Source organism: Agreia sp. Leaf283 (assembly GCF_001422485.1).
Lineage (GTDB): Bacteria > Actinomycetota > Actinomycetes > Actinomycetales > Microbacteriaceae > Agreia.
Map to the genome: position 1 here is coordinate 1,019,580 of NZ_LMNF01000001.1, position 19,548 is coordinate 1,039,127.

Genomic DNA, 19,548 nt, shown 5'->3' on the forward strand with positions numbered 1-19,548 from the left:
ATCGTGACGAGCGAGACGCAGCCGACCATTGTCATCGCGGGAATGGGGCCGGTCGGCATGACCGCCGCCCTCAGCCTCGCCCTCGCCGGAATCCCCGTCACCCTGCTCGAGGCGGGCGCCGACCTGTCGAGCGAGTCACGTGCATCCACGTTTCACCCGCCGAGCCTCGAGATCCTCGACGAGCTGGGCGTGGCCGACGAGCTGATCGAGACCGGGCTCAAGGCGCCCGGCTTCCAGTACCGCGGCCACAATCGCGAGCTGCTGGCGCACCTCGACATGGAGGCGCTGGAGGGCGACACCCGGTTCCCGTTCCGCATCCAGAACGAACAGGGGAACGTGACCCGCATCATCCGGCGTCACCTCGAGGCGATGCCGCACGTGACCCTGCGCTACAACGCGCCGGTCGAGCGCGTGGAGATGGGCACCGACAAGGCCTACGTCTTCCTTCCCGGCGATGGGCGCGAGCCCTCGTACACCGCCGACTGGGTGCTCGCCGCAGACGGCGCCGGGTCGAAGGTGCGCAACTCCCTGGGCATCGCGTTCGAGGGCGTGACCTACCCCGAGCGGTTCCTCGTGGCCTCGACCACGCACGATTTTCTCGACGACTTCGACGACCTCGCCTACGTGAGCTACATCTACGATCCCGACGACTGGGGTGTGCTGCTGCGCACGCCCAAGCACTGGCGCGTGCTCTTTCCGATCGAAGAGGACGAGACCGACGCCCAGGCCCTCGACCCCGCGCGGGTCCAACAGCGGCTGCAGGGAGTCATCGCCCTCGACAAGCCCTACGACATCGCGCACAGCACCATCTACAAGGTGCACCAGCGTCTCGCCGCCACGTTCGGCCAGGGCCGCGTGCTGCTGGCCGGCGATGCCGCGCACATCAACAACCCGCTCGGCGGCATGGGCATGAACAGCGGCATCCACGACGCCCACGCGGCCGTGCAGGCGATCCGCTACGCCCTCGACGGGGGCGATCCGGTGCGCGCCGTCGCGACCTACGCCACGGTTCGCCGCGATGCGGCCGCCGGCGACGTGCAGGCCAACACGCAGAAGAACTACGAGGAGATGCGCGAGCGCGACGCCGCCCAGCGCGCCGGACGCAAGACCGAGATGGCCGACATCGCCGCCGACCCGGTGCGCCTGCGGGCCTACCTGCGCGGCAGCTCGATGATCGCGAGCTTCGAGGTGTCGAAGCGCCGGATGCTGAGGGGGCTCACCCCCGTTCGCCCCGCCGGTCAGCTCCCCGCCGGGCGCCGGCTCTCCGACCTCGTCCGCGAGGGCGCGATCACCGGAGCCGCGCTCGACAGCGCGGCCTCGGCCGACGCATCCGTCGCCTATCTCGAACCGCATCACTCGCAGCTGCTCGCCGACCCGCTGCACACGGTCACGGCCGCGAGTGCGGCCCCGGTGATCCTGGGGCTGGGCATCGACCTGGTGGATGCCGCGGCCGTCGCCTCGGAGACCGCCGCCCTCGAGCGGAGCGACGTGGCCGCCGTGGAGATCGCCGACCACGGCGACGCGGACGCATCGGTCGTGGCCGCCGCGGTCTCGGCCGCGCACACGGCGCGGCGCGACATCCTCGTGCTCGCGACGGTCGGACCGGTCGACGCGAGCGGAGCCGACACGGACCCCGTGGCTGTCGCGATCGAGCGCGGCACGCAGTATGTGGCCGCGGGCGCCGACCTGCTCGGCCTCGTGGGCATCGTCGACCTCGACGAGCTGCAGGCCATCCACCAGGCGGTGCCCCAGGTTCCGCTCGTGCTGCTCACCCCGCCCGATGCCGAGCTCGCCAGTCTGCAGGAGCTCATGCTCGCCGGGGTGCGCATCGTCATCGAGGGCGCCCGGGTTCCGGCCGCCGCCGCGCTCGCCCACTGAAACAACCACTCCCAGAAGGACAGCACTCATGGTCAGCATCTCGTCGCCCCGGGCCCAGTTCGGGCTCATCCTGCCCTCGACCAACACGGTCGTCGAGGCCGAGTTCAACTGGATGCGCGTGCCCGGCGTCTCGTGGCACACCGGTCGCATCTTCATCCCGAACCCGATCCTCGACGACGACGCCTCGTTCGTGGCCTTTCTCGAGAGCCTGCGCGAGGAGATCGGCTCTGCGGTGAAGGGCGTCATGACGGCCAAGCCCGACTACCTCGTCATGGGGATGTCGGCCGAGACGTTCTGGGGCGGCAAAGAGGGAGCGGCCGAGTTCGCGTCGTGGATGAACGACCTCTCTGGCCTCGACGTGACCACCGGGGCCGCGGCCTGCAAGGCGGCGCTCGACACCTACGGCGCGAAGCGCATCGGCGTGATCACACCGTATCAGCCCGTCGGAGACCAGCAGGTCGTCGACTTCTTCGAGCAGATGGGATACGAGGTCGCCGCCATCCACGGTCTCAAGTGCGACTCGGCCACCTCGATCGGCGATGTCACGCCCGACGAGATCAAGGCGGCGTTCCGGCTCGTCGACGGGCCCGATGTCGACCTGCTCATCCAGGCCGGAACCAACCTGCCCGCCTCGATCGTGGCCGCCGAGATGGAGGCCGAACTGGGCAAGCCCGTGATCGCCATCAACACCGCCACCGTGTGGCACGCCTACCGCACCAATGGAATCGACGACCGGCTCGAGGGCTTCGGCTCGCTGATGGCCGAGCACTAGGAGAGAAGCGAAATGACCGTACACATGGGAATGCTGACCCTCGTCGACACGGCGACGGCCGCCGACCGCGAGAGCATCCGCGACGGACTCGAGGCTCTGGTGGGGGTCGTGCCCGGCCTCGAGAAGGCCGACGTGCGCTTCGACCTCGGGCTCAAGGAGGGCAATGCGTCGATCGTCTTCGCCATGACCTTCGACACCGCGGAGTCGTGGCAGGCGTACGGCGGGCATCCCGCCCACGTAGCCGTCGTGACGGAGCGGATCGCGCCGGTCCTCGCATCCAAGGCCTTCGTGCAGGTCGACGGGGCCGTCGCGTGACAGACGCGGCGACCACAGACGCGGCGACCACTGACGCGACCACTGATTACGAGTCAGCCGGATTCGCGGGGCGCCTCGCGCTCGGCCGACGCCCGGCGCTCGTGCTCGTCGACCCGGCCCTGGCCTACGTCGACCCCGAGTGCCCGCTCTACGCGGGTGTCGAGGATGCGGCCGACGGCATGCGCGAGCTGCTCTCGGCGGCCCGGGCTGCGGGTATCCCGGTGTTCGTCACCCGCGTGGTGATCGGCCCGGCCGACGGCGGAGTGTTCCGCCGCAAGGTGCCGGCCCTGAAATGGCTCGACCCCGAGAGCCCGTACTCGGGCTACATCGACGGGCTCGAACCGCTCGCCGGCGAGACCGTCGTGACCAAGCAGTACCCCAGCGCCTTCGCCGGGACCTCGTTCGCGGCCACCCTCACCGCGCTGGGCATCGACACCCTGGTGATCGGTGGTCTGAGCACGAGCGGCTGCATCCGCGCGACCGCGACCGATGCGATGCAGGCGGGCTTCGTTCCCGTGGTCGTGCGCGAGGCGGTCGGCGATCGGCTGCCCGGCCCGCATGAGGCGAACCTGTTCGACATCCAGGCCAAGATCGGCGAGGTCGTGTCGCTCGACGAGGTGCGCACGTATCTGGCCGGGACGAGCCGATGACCGCGCACGTCGTGGTGATCACCGGGGGTGCCGGTGAGATCGGCCGCGCGCTCGCGAGCGCCTACGTGGCCGACGGCAGCGCGGTTCACCTCGTCGACCGCGACGTCGCGGTGCTCTCGATCGCCGCGTCGCTCGGTGCTGTCGGGCACGTCGTCGACCTGACCGACGCCGACGCGGTGGCCGAACTGGATGCGATCGGCCGGGTCGACGTGCTGGTCACCGCCGTCGGCACCTGGCCCCTGCTGAGCTTCGACGACCTGACGCCGGCCATCTGGTCGCAGCAGATCGACATCAACCTCAACTCCACCTACTTCGCCGTGCACTCGCTGCGCGCCGGCCTGCGCGAGGCGCGGGGCAGCGTCGTGAGCATCGCCTCGGCCGTCGCCCTGAAGGGACACCCGCAGATGCTCTCGTATGCCGCCGCCAAGGCCGGGGTCATCGGCCTGGTCAAGGCTCTCGCCCTGGCCCTCGGCCCCGACAGCGTGCGCGTGAACGCGGTCGCGCCCGGCCTCGTCTCCACTCCCGGCCAGCAGGAACTCTGGGGTTCCGACGGCGCGGCCGCCTTCCGTGCCACGCGCGCCCTCGACCAGGACATCTCGACCGCCGACGTCGTGGCCGCCGTGCGGTTTCTCGCGTCGGGCGCCGCGGCATCCGTGACCGGCCAGACGCTGGTCGTCGACGGCGGGACGGTGATGCACTGATGGCCGCCATCCCCAAGCCCAAGACCCCAGGGCTGGCGCGCATCCGCACCGAGTTGGTGACCGTCGCGACGGCCGACGGCTGGGTTCTGGATGCGTTGCACTACCCGGCCGCGCCCGTCGCGTCGCCGACGGCGTCGTCTTCATCGACACCCCTGTCGGGCACCGTGCTGCTGCACCTGCACGGCAAGGGAGCGAACATGCTGGGCGTGCAGGCGCGGTTCCTCCCCGAGATGCTGCCGGGCGTGGCCCACCTCTCACTCAACATGCGCTGCCACGACCTGGCCTACAACACCGACCGCGAGGACCGCCCGGTGGCGGGCGGCATGTACGAGGCGCTCGACGACGGCAAGGTCGATGTGGCCGCGGCCATCGCGTGGCTGCGCGCCGAGGGCTACGAAACGATCATCGTGTGCGGCCACTCGTCGGGCGGGTACTACGCCGGCGAGTACGGCGTGACGGGAGACCCCGTAGCCGGTCGCATCCTGCTGTCGCCGCTGTTCACGAACACCACGGCGCTGGGCTGGTGGTTTCCCGGCGAGGGCGAGCTCGACGCCGCGCTGGCGCAGGCCCGTGCGCTCGTTGCGGCCGGTCGCCCCGACGAGATCATGGCGCTGCCCTCGTGGTACTGGGCCATCTCGGCGCGCTCTCTCATCGAGCGGGCCTCGCAGCCCGAGGGTCTGTGGATCGAGGCCGTCAACCGCGATGCCTCGCCGGTGCTCATGATGTGGGGCGAGACCGAAGACCGCAACGCCGCCTGGGCCGGCCTGCTCGACCGCATCGACGCCCCCGCGACCGGCGGCCCGATCGTGGGCAGCGACCACTGGTACGGCGGCTTCGAGACGATCGTGGCCGACAGGGTCGCCGCCTTCGTGGGCGAGCTGACGGGCGAGACGCTCGCACGCGCATCCGGTGTCTGAGCCGGCACGGACCCGGCGCGGCGCGTTCGCCGGCATCGCGATCGCGGTCGCCACGACCGTGTGCGGGGTGCTGCCGGTGTTCCTGGCGGGCAGCCTCTCGGTGCAGGCGAACGCCGACCTCGGGCTGACCGCCGCGATTCTCGGAATCGTGATCGCGGTGTTCTGGGCGTCGTCGTCGGTGTTCTCGCGGCCCGCGGGTCGCATCGCCGAGCGCTGGGGTGTGCGGCCCACGCTGATGCTCACCGTGGGCCTGGCATTCGTGGCCATGGTCGGGGTGGCGTTCGCGTCGCCGTCGTGGCCGTGGTTCGCCCTGTGGATGCTGGTGGCCGGGGCCGCGAACGGGTTCGGCCATCCGCCGTCGAACGCGCTGATTCTGGCGACCGTGCGGTCGACCTTCACGGGCACCGCGTTCGGCATCAAGCAGGCGGCCATTCCCATTTCGACGCTGTGCGCGGGAATCGCAGTTCCGCTGATCGCGCTGACACTCGGCTGGCGGGCGACCTTCATTGTGGGCGCCGCGTTGTGCGCGCTCACCCTTCTCGCCATCGGCCTGTTCGTGCCCGCCCTGGAGGCCCGGCGCCGCGCTGGGAAGGGCGACGGGATCACCGGCACCCTGCGCACCTACTTTCTGCTGATGGCCGTCTCGGGTTTTCTCGGGGTGGCGCAGGCCAACGTGATCGGCGGCTTCACCGTGCAGACCGCCGTCGAGCGCGGCTTCGGCCCGGCCGAGGCGGGCTTCATCGTGGTGGGCGCGAGCATCGCCGGCATCGTGGTGCGCATCGCCGTGGGCATGGCGGCCGACCGCGGCCTCGGCGGAACGATGCGCACGGTGGCGGTGATGCTGCTGCTGGGCGCCGTCGGCCTCGGCGGAATCGCTTACGGCAGCGGGCCGGTGTTCATCGCGGGCTGCGTGCTGGCGTTCGGCGCGGGCTGGGGGTGGAACGGCCTCGTGCACTACACGATCGCCCAGCGCGCGGGCGCGTTCACCGCATCGGCCACGGGCCTAGTGCAGGGCGGTGCCTACGCGGGTGGGGCCGTCGGCCCGCTGCTGTTCGGGTTCCTTGGGACCCAGGCCGGCCTCGGGGTCGGCTGGGCTGTCGCGGCTGGATGCGCCGTCGCATCCGGTGTCGCGGCCTATCTCGCATCTCGCCTCGAGGGTGGGCTCAGCCTGCCCGGCTCGCGGACGACTGGGCCTGCAGGCCCGCCGAGATCTTCGCAGCCGCGTCGACGATGAGCTGCTTTGTGCGGGCGCGCTGGGCTTCGTCGACGCGGTAGATCGGGGCCGCCGTTCCGATGCTGGCGATCACCTCGCCGCCCAGCGTGATGGCGGCGGCCGTGCCCCAGATTCCCTCGTCGACCTCTTCGAAGCTCTCGGTGTGGCCGCGCCGGGCTACCTCGCGCAGTGCTTCGTCGCCGAGGCGGTCTTTGTTCTTGGACTCGAGCGCGTCGGGGAAGCGGGCGAAGTACGACTCGCGTTCGGCGGGGTTCATGGCGGCGAGCAGAATGCGCGACATCGAGCCGGAGTGCAGCGACATGGCCTGGCCTCGCTCGAACTGCAGGCGCACCGGCTGGCGGGATTCGACGCGTTCGACGCAGTAGCTGAACCAGCCGCTGCGGCGGCTCACCAGAACGGTCTCGTCGATCTCGTCGCGCACCGCCGTCATGTAGGGGAGCGAGACGTCGGAGAGCGGTGCACGAGCGACGCTCGCGGCCTCGGCGAGGCTCTGGGCGAGATCGGTGACGCGGTAGGCCTTGCCCGACGCCGAGTCCAGAAGACCGACTTCGCGCAGCAGGGCCACGTAGCGGTAGACCATCGACTGAGGCATCGAGAGAGCGTGGCTGAGGTCGGCGACAGTCCAGGTGGGGTGTTCCACGGTGAAGCTCAGCAGCAGTTGAAGCAGCTTGCGACTGCTCTCCGCACCGGGAACGCGCTTGGGCTCGGTGGGTTCGGCTGCCATGGGGTGACTCCTGTGCTGCTCGGAATGAGAACGCTATTTCTATATTATGACAACGCGCTTCGTGGGTATGGTCTCGATACGCTTCGGCCGCGGGCGGCCTCGGGCTACTCGACCGGCGCAGTTCTGCGCTGATCGAGTAGTCGCGCGACGAAGGAGCCGACGTATCGAGATCGCTCCGAGCGCACTCCGACGGTCATCGATGGCTGCCATAGGCATAGCCGCGGCCCGCTCATCCATACCGAACGGACTCGAGTTCTGCCGGACCTCGGTCTGATGTCAGACCGCTGATGTACTCTGATACGGCAGGACGCTGAAAGGCCTCCCGCACCTGCCAACGCCCCGCTCGATGCGGGGCGTTGTGTTTTCTAAGGACTCCAGACATATTCATGCAATGTGATCGATCTGATGTTCGCCACGATCTTGGCACGGCGTTCTCCTGGGACACACGGAAGCGCGTCGGGTTCAAGCGTCTGCGGCCGATGGGCGCGGGGTGCGAAGCTGGAGCGCGGCCGATGACGATTCGCCTGGGATGAGTGCGACGTCACGGACGTGCCTGCGTGAATATGACAGCCTCTCAGAAGGAAGACACCATGCTCAAAGTCCTTTTCATCGGCGGAAACGGCATCATCAGCTCGGCCTGCAGTCGGCTGGCGGTGCAGCGAGGCTTCGACCTGACACTGCTGAATCGGGGTCGCGACACCTCGCGGCCTGCGATCGAGGGTGCCGAAACCCTCATCGGCGACTCGACGGATGCGCAGAGCATGCGGGACGCTCTCGGCACGAGAACGTTCGACGTGGTCGTCAACTTCCGTGCTTTCAGCCCCGAGCAGGTGAGGGCCGACGTCGACCTTTTCCGCGATCGAACCGGCCAGTACATCTTCATCAGTTCGGCGTCGGCGTACCAGAAGCCGGTGACCCGCTTTCCGATCGTCGAGTCGACTCCGCTCAAGAACCCGTTCTGGCAGTACTCGAGAGACAAGATCGCGTGCGAGCGGGTGTTGATGCAGGCGTTCGAGGAAGACGATTTTCCGGTCACGATCGTGCGTCCGTCTCACACTTACGACCGCACGCTGGTGCCCCTCGACGGCGGTTGGACGGTGATCGAACGCATGCGGCAGGGCAAGCCGACGCTGGTGCACGGCGACGGTACCTCGCTGTGGACGCTCACCAATCACCGGGACGTGGCTCGCGGCCTGGTGGGCCTGCTCGGCCTCACGCGCAGCATCGGCGAGGCCGTCCACATCACCGGCGACGAGATCCTCACCTGGGACATGATCGCGAACGAGCTCGCGGCCGCCGCCGGCACCACGGCGAACCTCGTGCACGCGGCGTCGGCAGAGGTGGCGCAGGCCTTCCCGGAGTGGGCGGACGGAATCATCGGCGACAAGGCGCACTCCCTGATCTTCGACAACAGCAAGATCACCTCCCTGGTTCCGGACTTCGTCGCCAGCGTGCCGTTCTCCCTCGGCGCCCGGGAGATCGTCGACTGGTACGACGAGGACCCGAGCCGACGGGTGGTCGACCGAGAACTCGATGCTCGAATCGACGCGTTCGTCGCCCGGGTCTCGGAGCGCGTCTGAAGAGTAGTCCCGCGCCCGCGCCCAGTTGCTTGAATCTGCCGCTTCGGTGTGCGAGGAGGCGGCGGATTCGGGCAACTGGATGCCGGCTAGTCGAGTCCGGCCAGCAGGCGGAGGGCGTTCAGCCCCTGAGGGGTGCCGGGCCAGTGGCGCTCGAGGGCATCCGGCCCCGCATGGCGCGTGGCGAACCTCAGCACCAGGGCCACGACGATCATGTCGTCGGCATAGCCGATCACGGGAATGAAGTCGGGCACCAGGTCGATCGGCATCAGCAGGTAGCCGAGGAGCACAACGAGCCACACCCGAACGCCGCGAGGAACGGTGGCATCGGCGACGAGCCTGCGCGTGAGTCGGACGATGTCTGGGCCGAGGCGAAGGGCCGCAACAAGGGTGATCTTCTCGGACCTGCCTCGCGACATCCAGGCGAGCGCGGCGATCAGGGCGAGCCAGAGCAGCACGAGGCCGCCGAGCACGCCGAGAAGCACCTGCCACCATTCCATGGGGTAACGCTAGCTACTCGAGCGCGCTCGGAGCGGGCACACGCTCGTTCCAGAGTGGCGCCGTTGCCCGTTAGCGGCGCGCTTCAGTGTTCCACGGCCTGCTGTTTGCCGGCTTCCCTGCCGAACTCGTTCTCGAAGTTTTTTCGCTCTTTTGCAGCCAGAACCAGTTGTGTGATTCCAATGGTGACGAACAGGACGGTGGGAAATATCGCGGACAATCTCAGTGGGCGATCCGGATTGATGCTGACCAAAATCACCTCGAGGGCCGGGAAAAGCGCACTTGCTGCCAAAAACTGCAGCCCTGAGTTTCGCGATCGGTTGATCCTCATCCGCTGTTGGATGAGGGAGCCAGGACCATGAGCGGTTTCGGCTGCTCTGTTGCGACGGTCGGTTCGGATGCGCGCTGCCGCCCCCGTGAGCGCGACGCCGGCAAGCCCGATCATGGCCCCCCAGAAGGCGTCTGCTGCGAATGCGATGACGAGCCCGAAGGCGGCGATCGCGACACCGCTGATGATCGCAATGAGGACTGTGTTCGGCCTGCCCTTCTTGCCGTGTCGACCGCTCATGGCTTCCCCATTCAATGGCACTGTCTCTGTCACTCAGTATCTTGGTGGCGCCGATTTCAGTTGCACAAGGAGTTGCGGCGGTGGTGAAGTAGACAGACCGAGGGGCGCGCAATGGATCTTGCCGGAAGTCTTTTTCCGTGGTCCTGTTGCGCCGTCTTTCTTGCCGTCGTCGTAGTGATGCCGAGACAGCTGAAAGGCTCGGATCGTCTGCGTGACATGCAGCTGTCAATGAATGCGTCACCGGGGCTGAACGTGGCCGGCGGCGTGTTTCTATTACTCGGAGCCGCCATAGCGATTGCCCTGGGGATCGTCTTCGTCGGTGCCGGGTACGCGTTCGCGTGGGGCTTGTTCCCTCTGGCGGCCAGCAAGCTATTCATCATCGGCTTCTACGCCTATGTCGCGCGGCAGCCCTGGGTGTCGTTCGACGACGACGAAACCAGGGACCAGCTATGAACGAGCCTTCCGAGACTGGAACACCGTCACGCGCTCACCGGACTATTTCCGTTCATCGACCGTGTCGTTCGAGGTCTGGCGTGCTGCGGTCGACTCCCGGCGTGACAGCAGGAACGCGACCTGTCCAGCCAGTCCGGTGAGAAACATCATCCCGACTGCGACCGCTCCGATGACGAACCACACGGGCGGATCGCTCCAGAGTCTGGAGAGCGAGGTGGAGACCAGGGTGAGTCCGCCGACCAGGGTAAAGGTCCAGCGCGAGGCGATGATGTACCTGATCATTCGTGATCGCATGATGACTTCCGTAGCTCGGTGACGCGGGCGGGCATAGTCAGAGTCCGCGCTTCTTCATCCACAGGTTGACGGGGATCGCGATGACGCCGACGGCAACCAGGGCGAGGCTGCAGATCACCAGAACGCCTTCGTTTCCCGAGAAGGTGAACCCGTTCCTAGCCGCCATCACTATTCCGACAACGATGCAGACATAGGGCAGGATCTCGCGAAGGGGGTTGAACCGGAGGCGTCGAAACCTCTTCGGGGTCGAGTCGTCGTTGTCGCCACCGGTGCTCATTCATGCAGTCTTTCAGGGACAAGCCGCTCGAGAAAGCCCCTCGCCTGGCGGGCCGGGCTCTTCGCCCTCCGCCCAGTTGCCCGGATCTGCCGCTTCAATGGGTGGGGAGGCGGCCGATTCGGGCAACTCGGCTGGCGGGTGTGGTCTCGATACGCTTCGGCCGCAGGCGGCCTCGGGCTACTCGACCGGCGCGGCGGGTGCGCTGCCGCTCGACCGGCGCAACCCGCTCGACCGGGGAGACTACTTGTCGTGAACTTAATCCTCGGGATCGTGCAATACCCATTGTGAGCACCGACAACGAGATCATCGAGCGCTCCCTGCATAGCGCAGGGGCGTTCGCCGAGGTATTCGATCGCCACGCGCGCACCGTTCACCGGTACGCGGCGCGGCGGCTGGATGCGGGGGCTGCCGACGACGTGATGAGCGAGACGTTCCTCGTCGCGTTCGAGCGCCGGGCCGCCTTCGACGGATCGCACGATGCCCTGCCCTGGCTGCTGGGCATCGCGACGAACCTCATCAAGAAGCACGCGCGGCTCGAAGCGCGCGCATGGAAGGGCCTCGTCGCATCCGATCTCGGCCGCGTCGACATCGACGCGATCGAACAGGCTGCGGCACGCCTCGATGCGAGCGCCACGGCGCGACGCATCGGTGGCGCGCTTCGTCGGCTTCCGGCCGGCGATCGCGACGCCCTGCTTCTGTATGCCTGGGGTGACCTCGATTACGAGGGCGTCGCATCCGCTCTGGGTGTGCCCGTCGGAACCGTTCGCTCACGTCTCAATCGCGCACGCCGCAAGCTGCGCATCGCAATCGATCCGGGCGCTGCCCGTGATGAGGAGGTCGATCATGGACGAATTGTCTCTGCTTCGCCGGATTCGCTCTGAGGTACGCGAGCCCGAGCAGGCCGCTCTCGATCGGGGGCGCGCGGCTCTGCTCGAGCGCGCCGGTACCGAGGCGGGTATGGATGCGCGGGCCGGTCTGGCTGTTCAGGGCGCGCGGGTTCGGGGCACGACGCCGGATGCCGCGGCAGCCGTCGCGAAGCGACGTCATCCGGTGCGCTGGGTCGGCCTGGGCGCCCTCGGTGCCGGGGCGCTGACGGTGGCCCTGATCGCCACGAACGTGCTCGGATTCGCCGGGTGGCGCGGTGGTGCGGAGCCGGCTGCGGCCGACGCGCTGCAGGCGGCGGCGCTCGCGGCGGTCGAGAACTCCGACCCGGTGGTGGCGCCCGGGCAGTACCTGCTGGTCGAGACCGACGCGGTCTACGGCAACACCACGTACACCGAGGCGGGCGACTACGTGAGCTATCTCACGATGAACCGCGACAAGCTCTATGTTCCGGCGGATCGATCGGACGACTGGGTGTGGGTGCGGTCGTTCCGCGAGCCGTACGCGTCGTTCAACGCAGAGGGTAAGGCGCTGGCGCAGAAGAGCTATGACGAGGAGGTGGCCGAGGCCGACGGCGTGCCCGAGCTGCTTCGGGCTCCCGACGCGCAGTTCTATGGCAACTCGACGGTGCCCGACTTCGATGCCCTGCCGAGGGATCCGCAGCAGCTGCTGAACTACATATATAAGGTCACGGCGGGCGGCGGCAATTCGGCGGATGGCGCGGCGCTCGGCTGGATCGCCGACACCCTGCGCACCGGGGTGGCGCCGGCGGATGTCCGTGCCGCGCTCTACCAGGCGGCCGCCGGAATTCCCGGGGTCGAGATCACCGAGCAGGTGGCCAACCTCGACGGACGAACGGGCATCTCGATCGGCCGGGTGGAGTCGGCCGACAATTCGAGGCAGGACCTGATCATCGACACGCAGACCGGAGCGCTCATCGGGGAACGTCGGGTGGAGCTGGGTGACGAGGGCTGGGGCTTCCCGGCCGGAACGACGACGGGCTTCACGGCGGTGCGGACCTCGGTGGTCGATTCGGCTCCCGAGGGCGGAACGCAGAACGGGCAGTTCGACCGCGAGGGCTGCGTCGACAAGGGCAACGGGAACTTCCAGTGCTGAGCGCGTCGGATGCGGTGAGGCCGGAGGCGCTGTGGCTGCCGACGACGTACGCGGTGGAGGTGCCGCTGCCGGCGGACGCCTCAGCACCGATCGACTAGCCCGCCCCCGCGCCGTCCCTGCCTCCGACCCCGCCCCGTTCCCTGAGCCTGTCGAAGGGCGGCCTCGAGCTACTCAACCGGCGCCCATCGACAAGCTCAGGGAACGAGAAGCGGCGCCCTTCGACAAGCTCAGGGAACGAGCACCGCGTCGAGATCAGCCCCTCAGCCCGCAGGCGCCTCCAGAAACGTGCGCGCCGCCACGACCAGCGCCTCGACGCCGCGCTGCAGTGTCGGCTCGATCACCGGAGCGAAGTACGGCGAGTGGTTGCTCGGAATATCGATCTCGACCCGGCCGGCGGCGGATGCTTCGGCGAACGCGACCGGATCGGCGCCACCCGTGAACCAGAACACCAGCGGCACGCTCGCGCTCGACGACAGCACGCTCACGTCTTCGCTGCCCGAGATCGTTCCGTAGTCGATGACCGCCCTCTCGCCGAAGGCGTCGACGAACCCCGCTCGCAGTCGCTCGGTGGCCTCGGCGTCGTTCACGGTGGCCGGCGCGCTGGCCAGCAGGGTGATGTCGGGGTCGGTCGTCATTCCGGATGCCGTGGCCTCGGCTCGCACGATTCGTTCGACGGCGGCCAGAATGCGCTCGCGGGTGGCGGCCTCGACCGAGCGCACGTTGACGCCGAGTGACGCGTCGGCCGGGATGATGTTGCTCTTCGTTCCGGCCTGCAGCTTTCCCACGGTGACGACGGCCAGTTCGCCCGGGGTCACCTCGCGCGAGACGATGCCCTGCAGACGCATCACCGTGGATGCCGCGGCGAGCACAGGGTCGATGGTCCGCTGCGGGGTCGAGCCGTGGCCGCCCTGGCCGTGCATCACGACCGAGATGTCATCGGCCGCGGCCATCACTGCTCCGGAGGTGAGCGAGATGATGCCGGCGGGCAGAGGCCCGACGTGCTGCCCGAGAACGAGGTCGGGGCGTGGCGCCTTCGTGAGAAGTCCATCGTCGACCATGGCCTGCGCCCCGGCGATCGCCTCCTCGGCCGGCTGGAACACGGCGACGATCGTGCCCGAGAACTCGTCGCGCTGCGCCACGAGCTGCTCCATCGCACCGACCAGCCAGGTGACGTGCATGTCGTGGCCGCAGGCGTGCATGACCGGAGTCTCGACACCGTCGGCAGTGGTCGCGATGGCGGTGCTGGCGTAATCCAACCCGGTGAGTTCGGCGACCGGCAGGCCATCCATATCGGCGCGCAACCACACGGTGGGCCCGGGGCCGTTCGCGAGCACCGCGGCGACGCCCGTGCCGCCGATGCCCTCGACGACCTGCAGGCCGAGCGCCGACATGCGCTCGGCGACGATCGCGGCGGTGCGGTGCTCCTCGAAAGAGAGTTCCGGATGCGCGTGCAGGTCTTTGTAGAGGTGCGTCAGCGAGGTCAAACTGTCGGCGTTTGGGACCATGGGCGACACCCTACTCCGGCCTCGCGAGCGCGGCTATGCGACGGCGGGTGAGCTGCAGCGCCGGGCATCGGACTACCCTGAGCTCAGTGAAACCTTCTTTCTCTCTGTGACCCAGAGGCCATTCAGCGACACCCGGTTGCTCCTCCTTCGAGGGGCGTTGATTTCGTGTGCCCGCAGAGGGAGCTCCTTGCGGAGTTCCCCTGCACCCTGGCCCCCTGACGAAACCACCTCAGAAAGACCTTTCACTCATGACGTTCGCCGACTCTTCCGACGTGCCCACCGACATCCGCTCAACCCTGCGAGCGAATTGTGCTGACTGCTTCGCGCTCTGCTGCACGGCCTTCGGCTTTCAACGATCTGCCGACTTTCCGATCGATAAGCCGGCGGGTACACCGTGCTCGAATCTCACCGACGAGTTCTCCTGCTCCATCCACGACTCGTTACGGCCACGAGGCTTTCGCGGCTGCACTGTCTTCGACTGCTTCGGTGCGGGCCAATACGTGTCTCAGACCCTGTTCGGGGGAACGAGCTGGAAGGAGCGCCCCGACACTAGCGCTGACATGTTCGGCACATTCGCCGTGGTGCGGCAGCTGCACGAGATGCTCTGGTATCTGGTTGAAGCTGCTGAACTCACCACGATGTCAGACCTCGCGGAGCAGGTGAACGAGCTCCGAAGCGAAATCCTGCGGACTCTAGACGACGATGCGTCATCGATCCTGGCGGCTGATGTCGCGAGCATTCGCGCAGACGCGCGGAGCACGTTGATCGAGGTGAGCGAAGAGGCGCGCGGCGGCTACGCCGCTGCCGCTGCCGCTGCCGCTGCCTCTGCCGGCGTGAGCGAGCTGCATCCGGCGGCGGACCTGGTCGGTCGCGACCTGCGATCAGTTCGTTTGTGCGGCGCCGATCTCCGCGGTGCGTACCTCATCGCGGCGGATCTTCGCCGCGGCGACCTGGCGGGCGTCGACCTGCTCGGTGCGGATCTGCGCGACGCGCGGCTCGACGGAGCGGACCTGTCGCGTGCGCTGTTTCTCACGCAGCTGCAAGTCGATGCAGCTCAGGGCGACGGCGCAACCGTGCTGCCGCCTGCGCTCAGGAGGCCGCGGCACTGGCTTGGCTAGACGTTAGCTGCTGCTCGTCTTGTCGGGCTCGGACGTTGCGAGATCGACGTGGAGCTCGCGTTAACGCGATGCGTACGCCGAACGGTTCGGTGGATTCTTCGGTGACTCCGCCGCGAATCGGTGGCGCGGTTCCGTGTTCGACGACGTCGATCGTGGCCGGCGCCCTCGGGGGCTTCTCGGCCGATGGCGGGCTGGGCCTTGGGCTAGGCCTGAGCTGCGGCCCGGCGGCCCAGCGACGACTGGAAGCGCACGAGGTAGCCGTCGGGATCGGTGACGAGGAACTGCTGCACTCCGGCTTCTTCGTCGCCGACGCGGTACCAGGTCGTCTCGAGCGACAGATAGAACTCGACCCCGGCGTCCTGCATTGACTGGCTGAGCGACTCGGCATCCGGAACGCTGATCTGAAAGTTGATGCCGCGACCGAAAGGGGCCTCGAGCGGTCCGGTCACCCAGTGCCGCCCGTCGCCGATCTCCTCGAGCATGAGGTGCGCCGATCCGAGCGTGAGGTAGGCGAACCGCTCCTCGGGCCGATCGTAGGCGACCCCAAACCCGCACAGGTCGCGCCAGAAGGCGAGGCTGCGGCCGAGATCGGTGACGAGCAGTTCGGGGACGAGGGCAGGGTTGGGCGGGGTGGGCATCGGACCATCGTTGCACGGGATAGGAGCCGACTAGTCATCGAATCGTTACTGATCAATCGGACAAGCCTGCGCTCAGCTGGACCAATGAGCTCCCGGATGGTTGGTCTGACGTCTTCGACGCTCCGAATAAAGACTCTGCCCAATCCGCGCTTGTTACGCTTCTAGGCTTCGGTATGAAGGGACTTGCTGCATCCAAGAACATCGTCAATCGTTTCGTCGATCGGCAATGGGCAGTATGAGTCGGGGTCTGCGAGGGCATTAGCAAAGAACTCGACGTCCTTCAAACTGACGGCGTCCGAGGTTCCCGCTGATCGACGGCAGCTTAGGATTCGTTTTCGAGCGGTTGTGGGAGGTCGTAGTCACGGGCGTAGTCCGCGGCGACAAGTTGCCAGACAAGTTCGATTCCGCTGGAGACTGAATTTATCTCAGTCGAGGGGTCGCCTAAGATCACAAAATCGTGCGGTATCAGTCTGCCGGCTCGGTCTTTCCTGCCCAAAGGATCGCCAAAACGCAGCGCGGTTAGTTTGCCGGAGCGGGTCCAGAGTTGCTCGACTCCGTCGAATCCATCGAAGGCTGCAGAGTAGGTAGGCAGCGGATCATCTAGGCCTCCGCGACGAAGAAATCGGAATCCCCATGTCCGGCCACGCGTGGCCCAGATCATCCTCATCGACGGCTCCGCAGGAGGACATTCCGCCCTTCGCCCTCTTCAAGATCAATTCCGAACTGCGTAAGTGCGGCCCGTAGGTAGTCTCCCTTTGAGACAGCTTCGGCATTGGCTTGACGAAGCTTGTCCCCGGCGAGGTTCACTGCTTTGTCAATCATTTCCTTAGAGATCACTGACGAGATTAGGGCGGCGATGGCGCCCACACGCCCCGGAAGTTTGGCAACTCGACCAATCAAACCAACCAGCACCGCTACAACACCCGCGATTGCGCTGGCTTGGCCGAGCAGGGCTTCAGCTACCTTGCCGCGCAGGTTTCGGGCTTCGGCCCACCGCACGAAGCGCTCGAGTGGAAGCACGCTGGCGATCGGCATGATGAGGTCAACCCCTACACGCTCTGATACTTCGATGACTCCCGGAGAAAAGTTCGCAGACGAGAGCAGTACAAAGTCCTCCCCGACCGATAGTGCCTCACGGCCGAGGACGACCCGTCCAAGCAAATCTCGAAGCTGGCCGACTTCGTGGGCAGCGTAGAGAATAACGAGGTCTCGGAAATCGGCTGCGTCGAAGTCGGGTAGCACGTCAGATTTCGAGAGCGCGAACATCCATATCCTAGGGAATCGTGCGAGAGGCTTACCCGAGTCCGTCAGGTCCTCCACGATGGGTAAAAGCCCGTTTCTTACATTGGTGAAAAGCAGCTTTAGGTACTCACCCTCGTGTCCAGCATTCCGCTTCACCTCTTCCCCATCTACGAGGATGATCGCCACATCCGACGCCAACAAAGCGCGGAAGGTCTCGGCACGACGTTGCGCCTCTTCAGGGCCGCTTGGTGATTCATGAAACCATTCGCCCGGGTAGTCGTGCCAGACCAGTCGAATTCCGTCGTAGTCGGACGACTTCTTCGATTCTGAGCGATGCTTGAGGCGAGCTGTAAACGAATAATGAACTGACGAGAAACGGTTCGCTTGGGGAACGCGCCCATCACGGCTCATGCCCAGATAGTTTTGATAAAGCTTGTCACCCTGCCCAGGGTCATCGGCCACGACATCGAGGCGCGTTCTCTCCTGCGTTCGTTTCTCTCGCATGAGTCCATAGAAAGACGAAATCAGAACGCTTTTCCCGCTCCCACTCTCTCCGAAGACGGCAATGTGCTGTTCCAGTACTCGTTTGGACATGTGAGCAATCTATTTGATTCGTCCAGATCTCACGCGACGGCCAGCGTAGATCGACTCCATGTACAAGTCGCTCTACGGTCATTGCATTCGATGCGGGACAGGAATGGAATGCCTGTCAGCACTTTGGGTACCTGGCTTCGCTGACCGCGCCCTGTTCGAGGGCTGCCCGACGAGTACGCACCTCCGATACCTTCGAGAAGGTATCAACAAGGGGGTTTCATCATGGCCGGACCAGGCTTCGCCGTTCTCGACTTCGAAACTACCGGCCTCTTCGCGGGCGGGCATGATCGCGTCGTGGAGGTCGCCGTCGTGCACGTCAGCGACGCCGGGCGGGTAACCGGACAGTGGGAGACTCTGGTCAATCCGCAGCGCGACCTCGGGGCACAACACATCCACGGCATCCGATCGGCCGACATTCTCGACGCACCCACCTTTGCTGCCATTGCCCCGCATCTCGTCGAGCTGCTGGGTGGCCGCGTGCTGGTAGCGCACAACGCCAGCTTCGACCTGCGCTTTCTGCTTGCCGAGCTTTCTCGCGCGGGCTATCCGCCGGCATCCGTGCTGGACATCGAGCATCTCTGCACGATGCAGCTGGCTCGAGACTTCATCCCTGGGGCGGGACGTTCGCTCGCCGATTGCTGCGCCGCGTTCGATATCGAGCTCGAGCACGCTCACCGGGCCAGTGTGGATGCGGCGGCTACGGCTCGCCTTCTCGGGGAGTACATCGCAGCCTCAGAGGGATCCGAACTGTGGAATGACACCCTCGACCGCGCGCTTGACACCGTGTGGCCCACGCTCGCGAGGCAGACCGTTCTCGACGAGGTGTGGCGAGCACGAGAGGCGACCGCCGCCTCGAGCGACACGTTGACCTTCTTGCAGCGCATCGCTGAAAAGCTGCCTGAGTTCGGCGGGCCTGCCGAGCACCAGAACTACTGGGCTCTGCTCGACCAGTGCCTGCTGGATCGGCAGCTGTCGGTGCACGAGGCGAACTCGCTCGTGCGCGTGGCAGACGAGCTGAGCATCAGCCGATCAACGTGCGAACGTCTGCACATCGAGTACTTCGAGGCCGTGGTGAATGTGGCTTGGTCGGATGGGGTGCTCACGCTCGATGAGATCGCGGACCTCACCGCGGTCGCTACCCTGCTTGGGCTTCCGGCTGTCTACGTGGCCGCGGCGGTGGAGCCGCCGCCGAAGAGCGCCGGCAGGCATGCGGCGCCGTTGGATGCCGATGGCCTCGGCTTAGATGGCTCGGCTTCGCCTCGTTCCGCAGGCGGATTCCGCCTAGAGGTCGGCGACTACGTGGTGCTCACGGGTGACATGCGGCGCAGCCGCGAGGACTGGCATCGAGAGTTGGAGCAGCGAGGTTTTGTGCCGCGGCCGGCGATCTCGAAGAAGGTGAAGCTGGTGGTCGCGTCGGACCCGGATTCGTTGTCGGGGAAGGCGCGGAAGGCGCGCGATTATGGGATCGCGATTGTGAACGAGACGGGGCTGGAGCGGCTTCTTAGCGGAAACACTTGAATAGAAAACAAGAACCATTCCGGCCCAGTACACGTTTCCGTGGGGAACGATGATGTTCTTCGATGAGCTGCAGGCGG

General features: G+C 66.7%; 21 protein-coding genes. 13 read left to right on the forward strand and 8 right to left on the reverse strand.

Annotated features, from left to right (window positions below; genetic code table 11):
- Positions 1 to 3: 3 nt before the first annotated feature.
- From ASF51_RS18950 to ASF51_RS04665, 7 genes are read left to right on the forward strand one after another with little or no spacing between them, the layout of a single operon-like run.
- Positions 4 to 1,878 carry an FAD-dependent monooxygenase gene (locus tag ASF51_RS18950; protein ID WP_200926085.1) on the forward strand — a complete coding sequence of 625 codons (1,875 nt, stop codon included), beginning with the start codon at positions 4 to 6 and terminating at the stop codon, positions 1,876 to 1,878.
- 28 nt (positions 1,879 to 1,906) lie between these two features.
- Positions 1,907 to 2,650, forward strand: a complete 744-nt coding sequence (locus ASF51_RS04640; RefSeq protein ID WP_055925826.1) for an arylmalonate decarboxylase — start codon at positions 1,907 to 1,909, stop codon at positions 2,648 to 2,650.
- 12 nt (positions 2,651 to 2,662) lie between these two features.
- Positions 2,663 to 2,965, forward strand: coding sequence for a Dabb family protein (locus ASF51_RS04645; protein ID WP_082479535.1), 303 nt, complete (start codon positions 2,663 to 2,665; stop codon positions 2,963 to 2,965).
- Positions 2,962 to 3,615 carry an isochorismatase family protein gene (locus ASF51_RS04650; protein WP_055925832.1) on the forward strand — a complete coding sequence of 218 codons (654 nt, stop codon included), beginning with the start codon at positions 2,962 to 2,964 and terminating at the stop codon, positions 3,613 to 3,615. Before ASF51_RS04645 ends, ASF51_RS04650 begins: the two co-directional genes overlap by 4 nt.
- Positions 3,612 to 4,316, forward strand: a complete 705-nt coding sequence (locus ASF51_RS04655) for an SDR family NAD(P)-dependent oxidoreductase (RefSeq protein ID WP_055925835.1) — start codon at positions 3,612 to 3,614, stop codon at positions 4,314 to 4,316. Before ASF51_RS04650 ends, ASF51_RS04655 begins: the two co-directional genes overlap by 4 nt.
- Positions 4,316 to 5,233 carry an alpha/beta fold hydrolase gene (locus tag ASF51_RS04660; protein WP_055925838.1) on the forward strand — a complete coding sequence of 306 codons (918 nt, stop codon included), beginning with the start codon at positions 4,316 to 4,318 and terminating at the stop codon, positions 5,231 to 5,233. The genes ASF51_RS04655 and ASF51_RS04660 overlap by 1 nt, the downstream gene beginning before the upstream one ends.
- Positions 5,226 to 6,467 (forward strand): MFS transporter, encoded by a 1,242-nt coding sequence (locus ASF51_RS04665; RefSeq protein WP_055925841.1) that lies wholly within the window; start codon positions 5,226 to 5,228, stop codon positions 6,465 to 6,467. The genes ASF51_RS04660 and ASF51_RS04665 overlap by 8 nt, the downstream gene beginning before the upstream one ends.
- On the opposite strand, the gene ASF51_RS04670 is transcribed toward ASF51_RS04665, so the two are convergent.
- Positions 6,397 to 7,191, reverse strand: coding sequence for an IclR family transcriptional regulator (locus ASF51_RS04670; protein ID WP_055925844.1), 795 nt, complete (start codon positions 7,189 to 7,191; stop codon positions 6,397 to 6,399). The two genes, ASF51_RS04665 and ASF51_RS04670, sit on opposite strands and share 71 nt — an antisense overlap.
- 590 nt (positions 7,192 to 7,781) lie before the next feature.
- Between ASF51_RS04670 and ASF51_RS04675 the strand changes: the two genes are divergently transcribed.
- Entirely contained in the window at positions 7,782 to 8,771 is a 990-nt protein-coding gene (locus tag ASF51_RS04675) for an NAD-dependent epimerase/dehydratase family protein (RefSeq protein ID WP_157412009.1), read from the forward strand.
- A gap of 86 nt (positions 8,772 to 8,857) precedes the next feature.
- Here ASF51_RS04675 and ASF51_RS04680 read toward each other — a convergent pair whose 3' ends face one another.
- Positions 8,858 to 9,268 (reverse strand): YkvA family protein, encoded by a 411-nt coding sequence (locus tag ASF51_RS04680; protein ID WP_055925850.1) that lies wholly within the window; start codon positions 9,266 to 9,268, stop codon positions 8,858 to 8,860.
- Positions 9,269 to 9,351: 83 nt separating this feature from the next.
- Positions 9,352 to 9,867, reverse strand: coding sequence for a hypothetical protein (locus tag ASF51_RS04685; protein WP_157412010.1), 516 nt, complete (start codon positions 9,865 to 9,867; stop codon positions 9,352 to 9,354).
- Between the two features lie 78 nt (positions 9,868 to 9,945).
- Between ASF51_RS04685 and ASF51_RS04690 the strand changes: the two genes are divergently transcribed.
- Positions 9,946 to 10,287 carry a hypothetical protein gene (locus ASF51_RS04690; protein WP_055925855.1) on the forward strand — a complete coding sequence of 114 codons (342 nt, stop codon included), beginning with the start codon at positions 9,946 to 9,948 and terminating at the stop codon, positions 10,285 to 10,287.
- A gap of 42 nt (positions 10,288 to 10,329) precedes the next feature.
- Here the strand turns inward: ASF51_RS04690 and ASF51_RS04695 are convergent, their stop codons facing one another.
- Both ASF51_RS04695 and ASF51_RS04700 read right to left on the reverse strand, forming a co-directional pair.
- A complete protein-coding gene (locus ASF51_RS04695; protein ID WP_055925858.1) occupies positions 10,330 to 10,569 on the reverse strand; it encodes a hypothetical protein in 240 nt (79 codons plus the stop codon).
- Between the two features lie 49 nt (positions 10,570 to 10,618).
- Entirely contained in the window at positions 10,619 to 10,858 is a 240-nt protein-coding gene (locus tag ASF51_RS04700) for a hypothetical protein (protein WP_055925861.1), read from the reverse strand.
- Between the two features lie 284 nt (positions 10,859 to 11,142).
- On the opposite strand from ASF51_RS04700, the gene ASF51_RS04705 reads away from it, so the two are divergent.
- Both ASF51_RS04705 and ASF51_RS04710 read left to right on the forward strand, forming a co-directional pair.
- Positions 11,143 to 11,739 (forward strand): RNA polymerase sigma factor, encoded by a 597-nt coding sequence (locus ASF51_RS04705; protein ID WP_055925864.1) that lies wholly within the window; start codon positions 11,143 to 11,145, stop codon positions 11,737 to 11,739.
- Positions 11,702 to 12,856 (forward strand): CU044_5270 family protein, encoded by a 1,155-nt coding sequence (locus tag ASF51_RS04710; protein ID WP_157412012.1) that lies wholly within the window; start codon positions 11,702 to 11,704, stop codon positions 12,854 to 12,856. The genes ASF51_RS04705 and ASF51_RS04710 overlap by 38 nt, the downstream gene beginning before the upstream one ends.
- A 260-nt stretch (positions 12,857 to 13,116) precedes the next feature.
- On the opposite strand, the gene ASF51_RS04715 is transcribed toward ASF51_RS04710, so the two are convergent.
- Positions 13,117 to 14,361, reverse strand: coding sequence for an amidohydrolase (locus ASF51_RS04715; protein WP_055925870.1), 1,245 nt, complete (start codon positions 14,359 to 14,361; stop codon positions 13,117 to 13,119).
- A 248-nt stretch (positions 14,362 to 14,609) separates the two neighbouring features.
- On the opposite strand from ASF51_RS04715, the gene ASF51_RS04720 reads away from it, so the two are divergent.
- The gene (locus tag ASF51_RS04720; protein WP_082479537.1) at positions 14,610 to 15,479 is read left to right on the forward strand and encodes a pentapeptide repeat-containing protein; all 870 of its coding nucleotides are present in this window, start codon (positions 14,610 to 14,612) and stop codon (positions 15,477 to 15,479) included.
- A 203-nt stretch (positions 15,480 to 15,682) separates the two neighbouring features.
- On the opposite strand, the gene ASF51_RS04725 is transcribed toward ASF51_RS04720, so the two are convergent.
- Together ASF51_RS04725 and ASF51_RS04730 are read right to left on the reverse strand one after the other, a co-directional pair.
- The gene (locus ASF51_RS04725) at positions 15,683 to 16,117 is read right to left on the reverse strand and encodes a VOC family protein (RefSeq protein ID WP_055925872.1); all 435 of its coding nucleotides are present in this window, start codon (positions 16,115 to 16,117) and stop codon (positions 15,683 to 15,685) included.
- A gap of 663 nt (positions 16,118 to 16,780) precedes the next feature.
- Positions 16,781 to 17,953 (reverse strand): hypothetical protein, encoded by a 1,173-nt coding sequence (locus tag ASF51_RS04730; protein WP_055925875.1) that lies wholly within the window; start codon positions 17,951 to 17,953, stop codon positions 16,781 to 16,783.
- Between the two features lie 222 nt (positions 17,954 to 18,175).
- Between ASF51_RS04730 and ASF51_RS04735 the strand changes: the two genes are divergently transcribed.
- Positions 18,176 to 19,471: an exonuclease domain-containing protein gene (locus ASF51_RS04735; RefSeq protein WP_055925878.1), complete on the forward strand. Its 1,296-nt coding sequence runs from the start codon at positions 18,176 to 18,178 to the stop codon at positions 19,469 to 19,471.
- Positions 19,472 to 19,548: the final 77 nt, after the last annotated feature.

Coding starts and splice junctions, on each gene's coding strand:
- ASF51_RS04640 (WP_055925826.1), top strand. CDS start 1,907: ATGGTCAGCATCTCGTCGCCCCGGGCCCAGTTCGGGCTCATCCTGCCC.
- ASF51_RS04645 (WP_082479535.1), top strand. CDS start 2,663: ATGACCGTACACATGGGAATGCTGACCCTCGTCGACACGGCGACGGCC.
- ASF51_RS04655 (WP_055925835.1), top strand. CDS start 3,612: ATGACCGCGCACGTCGTGGTGATCACCGGGGGTGCCGGTGAGATCGGC.
- ASF51_RS04660 (WP_055925838.1), top strand. CDS start 4,316: ATGGCCGCCATCCCCAAGCCCAAGACCCCAGGGCTGGCGCGCATCCGC.
- ASF51_RS04670 (WP_055925844.1), bottom strand. CDS start 7,191: ATGGCAGCCGAACCCACCGAGCCCAAGCGCGTTCCCGGTGCGGAGAGC.
- ASF51_RS04675 (WP_157412009.1), top strand. CDS start 7,782: ATGCTCAAAGTCCTTTTCATCGGCGGAAACGGCATCATCAGCTCGGCC.
- ASF51_RS04680 (WP_055925850.1), bottom strand. CDS start 9,268: ATGGAATGGTGGCAGGTGCTTCTCGGCGTGCTCGGCGGCCTCGTGCTG.
- ASF51_RS04690 (WP_055925855.1), top strand. CDS start 9,946: ATGGATCTTGCCGGAAGTCTTTTTCCGTGGTCCTGTTGCGCCGTCTTT.
- ASF51_RS04695 (WP_055925858.1), bottom strand. CDS start 10,569: ATGATCAGGTACATCATCGCCTCGCGCTGGACCTTTACCCTGGTCGGC.
- ASF51_RS04700 (WP_055925861.1), bottom strand. CDS start 10,858: ATGAGCACCGGTGGCGACAACGACGACTCGACCCCGAAGAGGTTTCGA.
- ASF51_RS04710 (WP_157412012.1), top strand. CDS start 11,702: ATGGACGAATTGTCTCTGCTTCGCCGGATTCGCTCTGAGGTACGCGAG.
- ASF51_RS04715 (WP_055925870.1), bottom strand. CDS start 14,361: ATGGTCCCAAACGCCGACAGTTTGACCTCGCTGACGCACCTCTACAAA.
- ASF51_RS04720 (WP_082479537.1), top strand. CDS start 14,610: ATGACGTTCGCCGACTCTTCCGACGTGCCCACCGACATCCGCTCAACC.
- ASF51_RS04725 (WP_055925872.1), bottom strand. CDS start 16,117: ATGCCCACCCCGCCCAACCCTGCCCTCGTCCCCGAACTGCTCGTCACC.
- ASF51_RS04730 (WP_055925875.1), bottom strand. CDS start 17,953: ATGTCCAAACGAGTACTGGAACAGCACATTGCCGTCTTCGGAGAGAGT.
- ASF51_RS04735 (WP_055925878.1), top strand. CDS start 18,176: ATGGCCGGACCAGGCTTCGCCGTTCTCGACTTCGAAACTACCGGCCTC.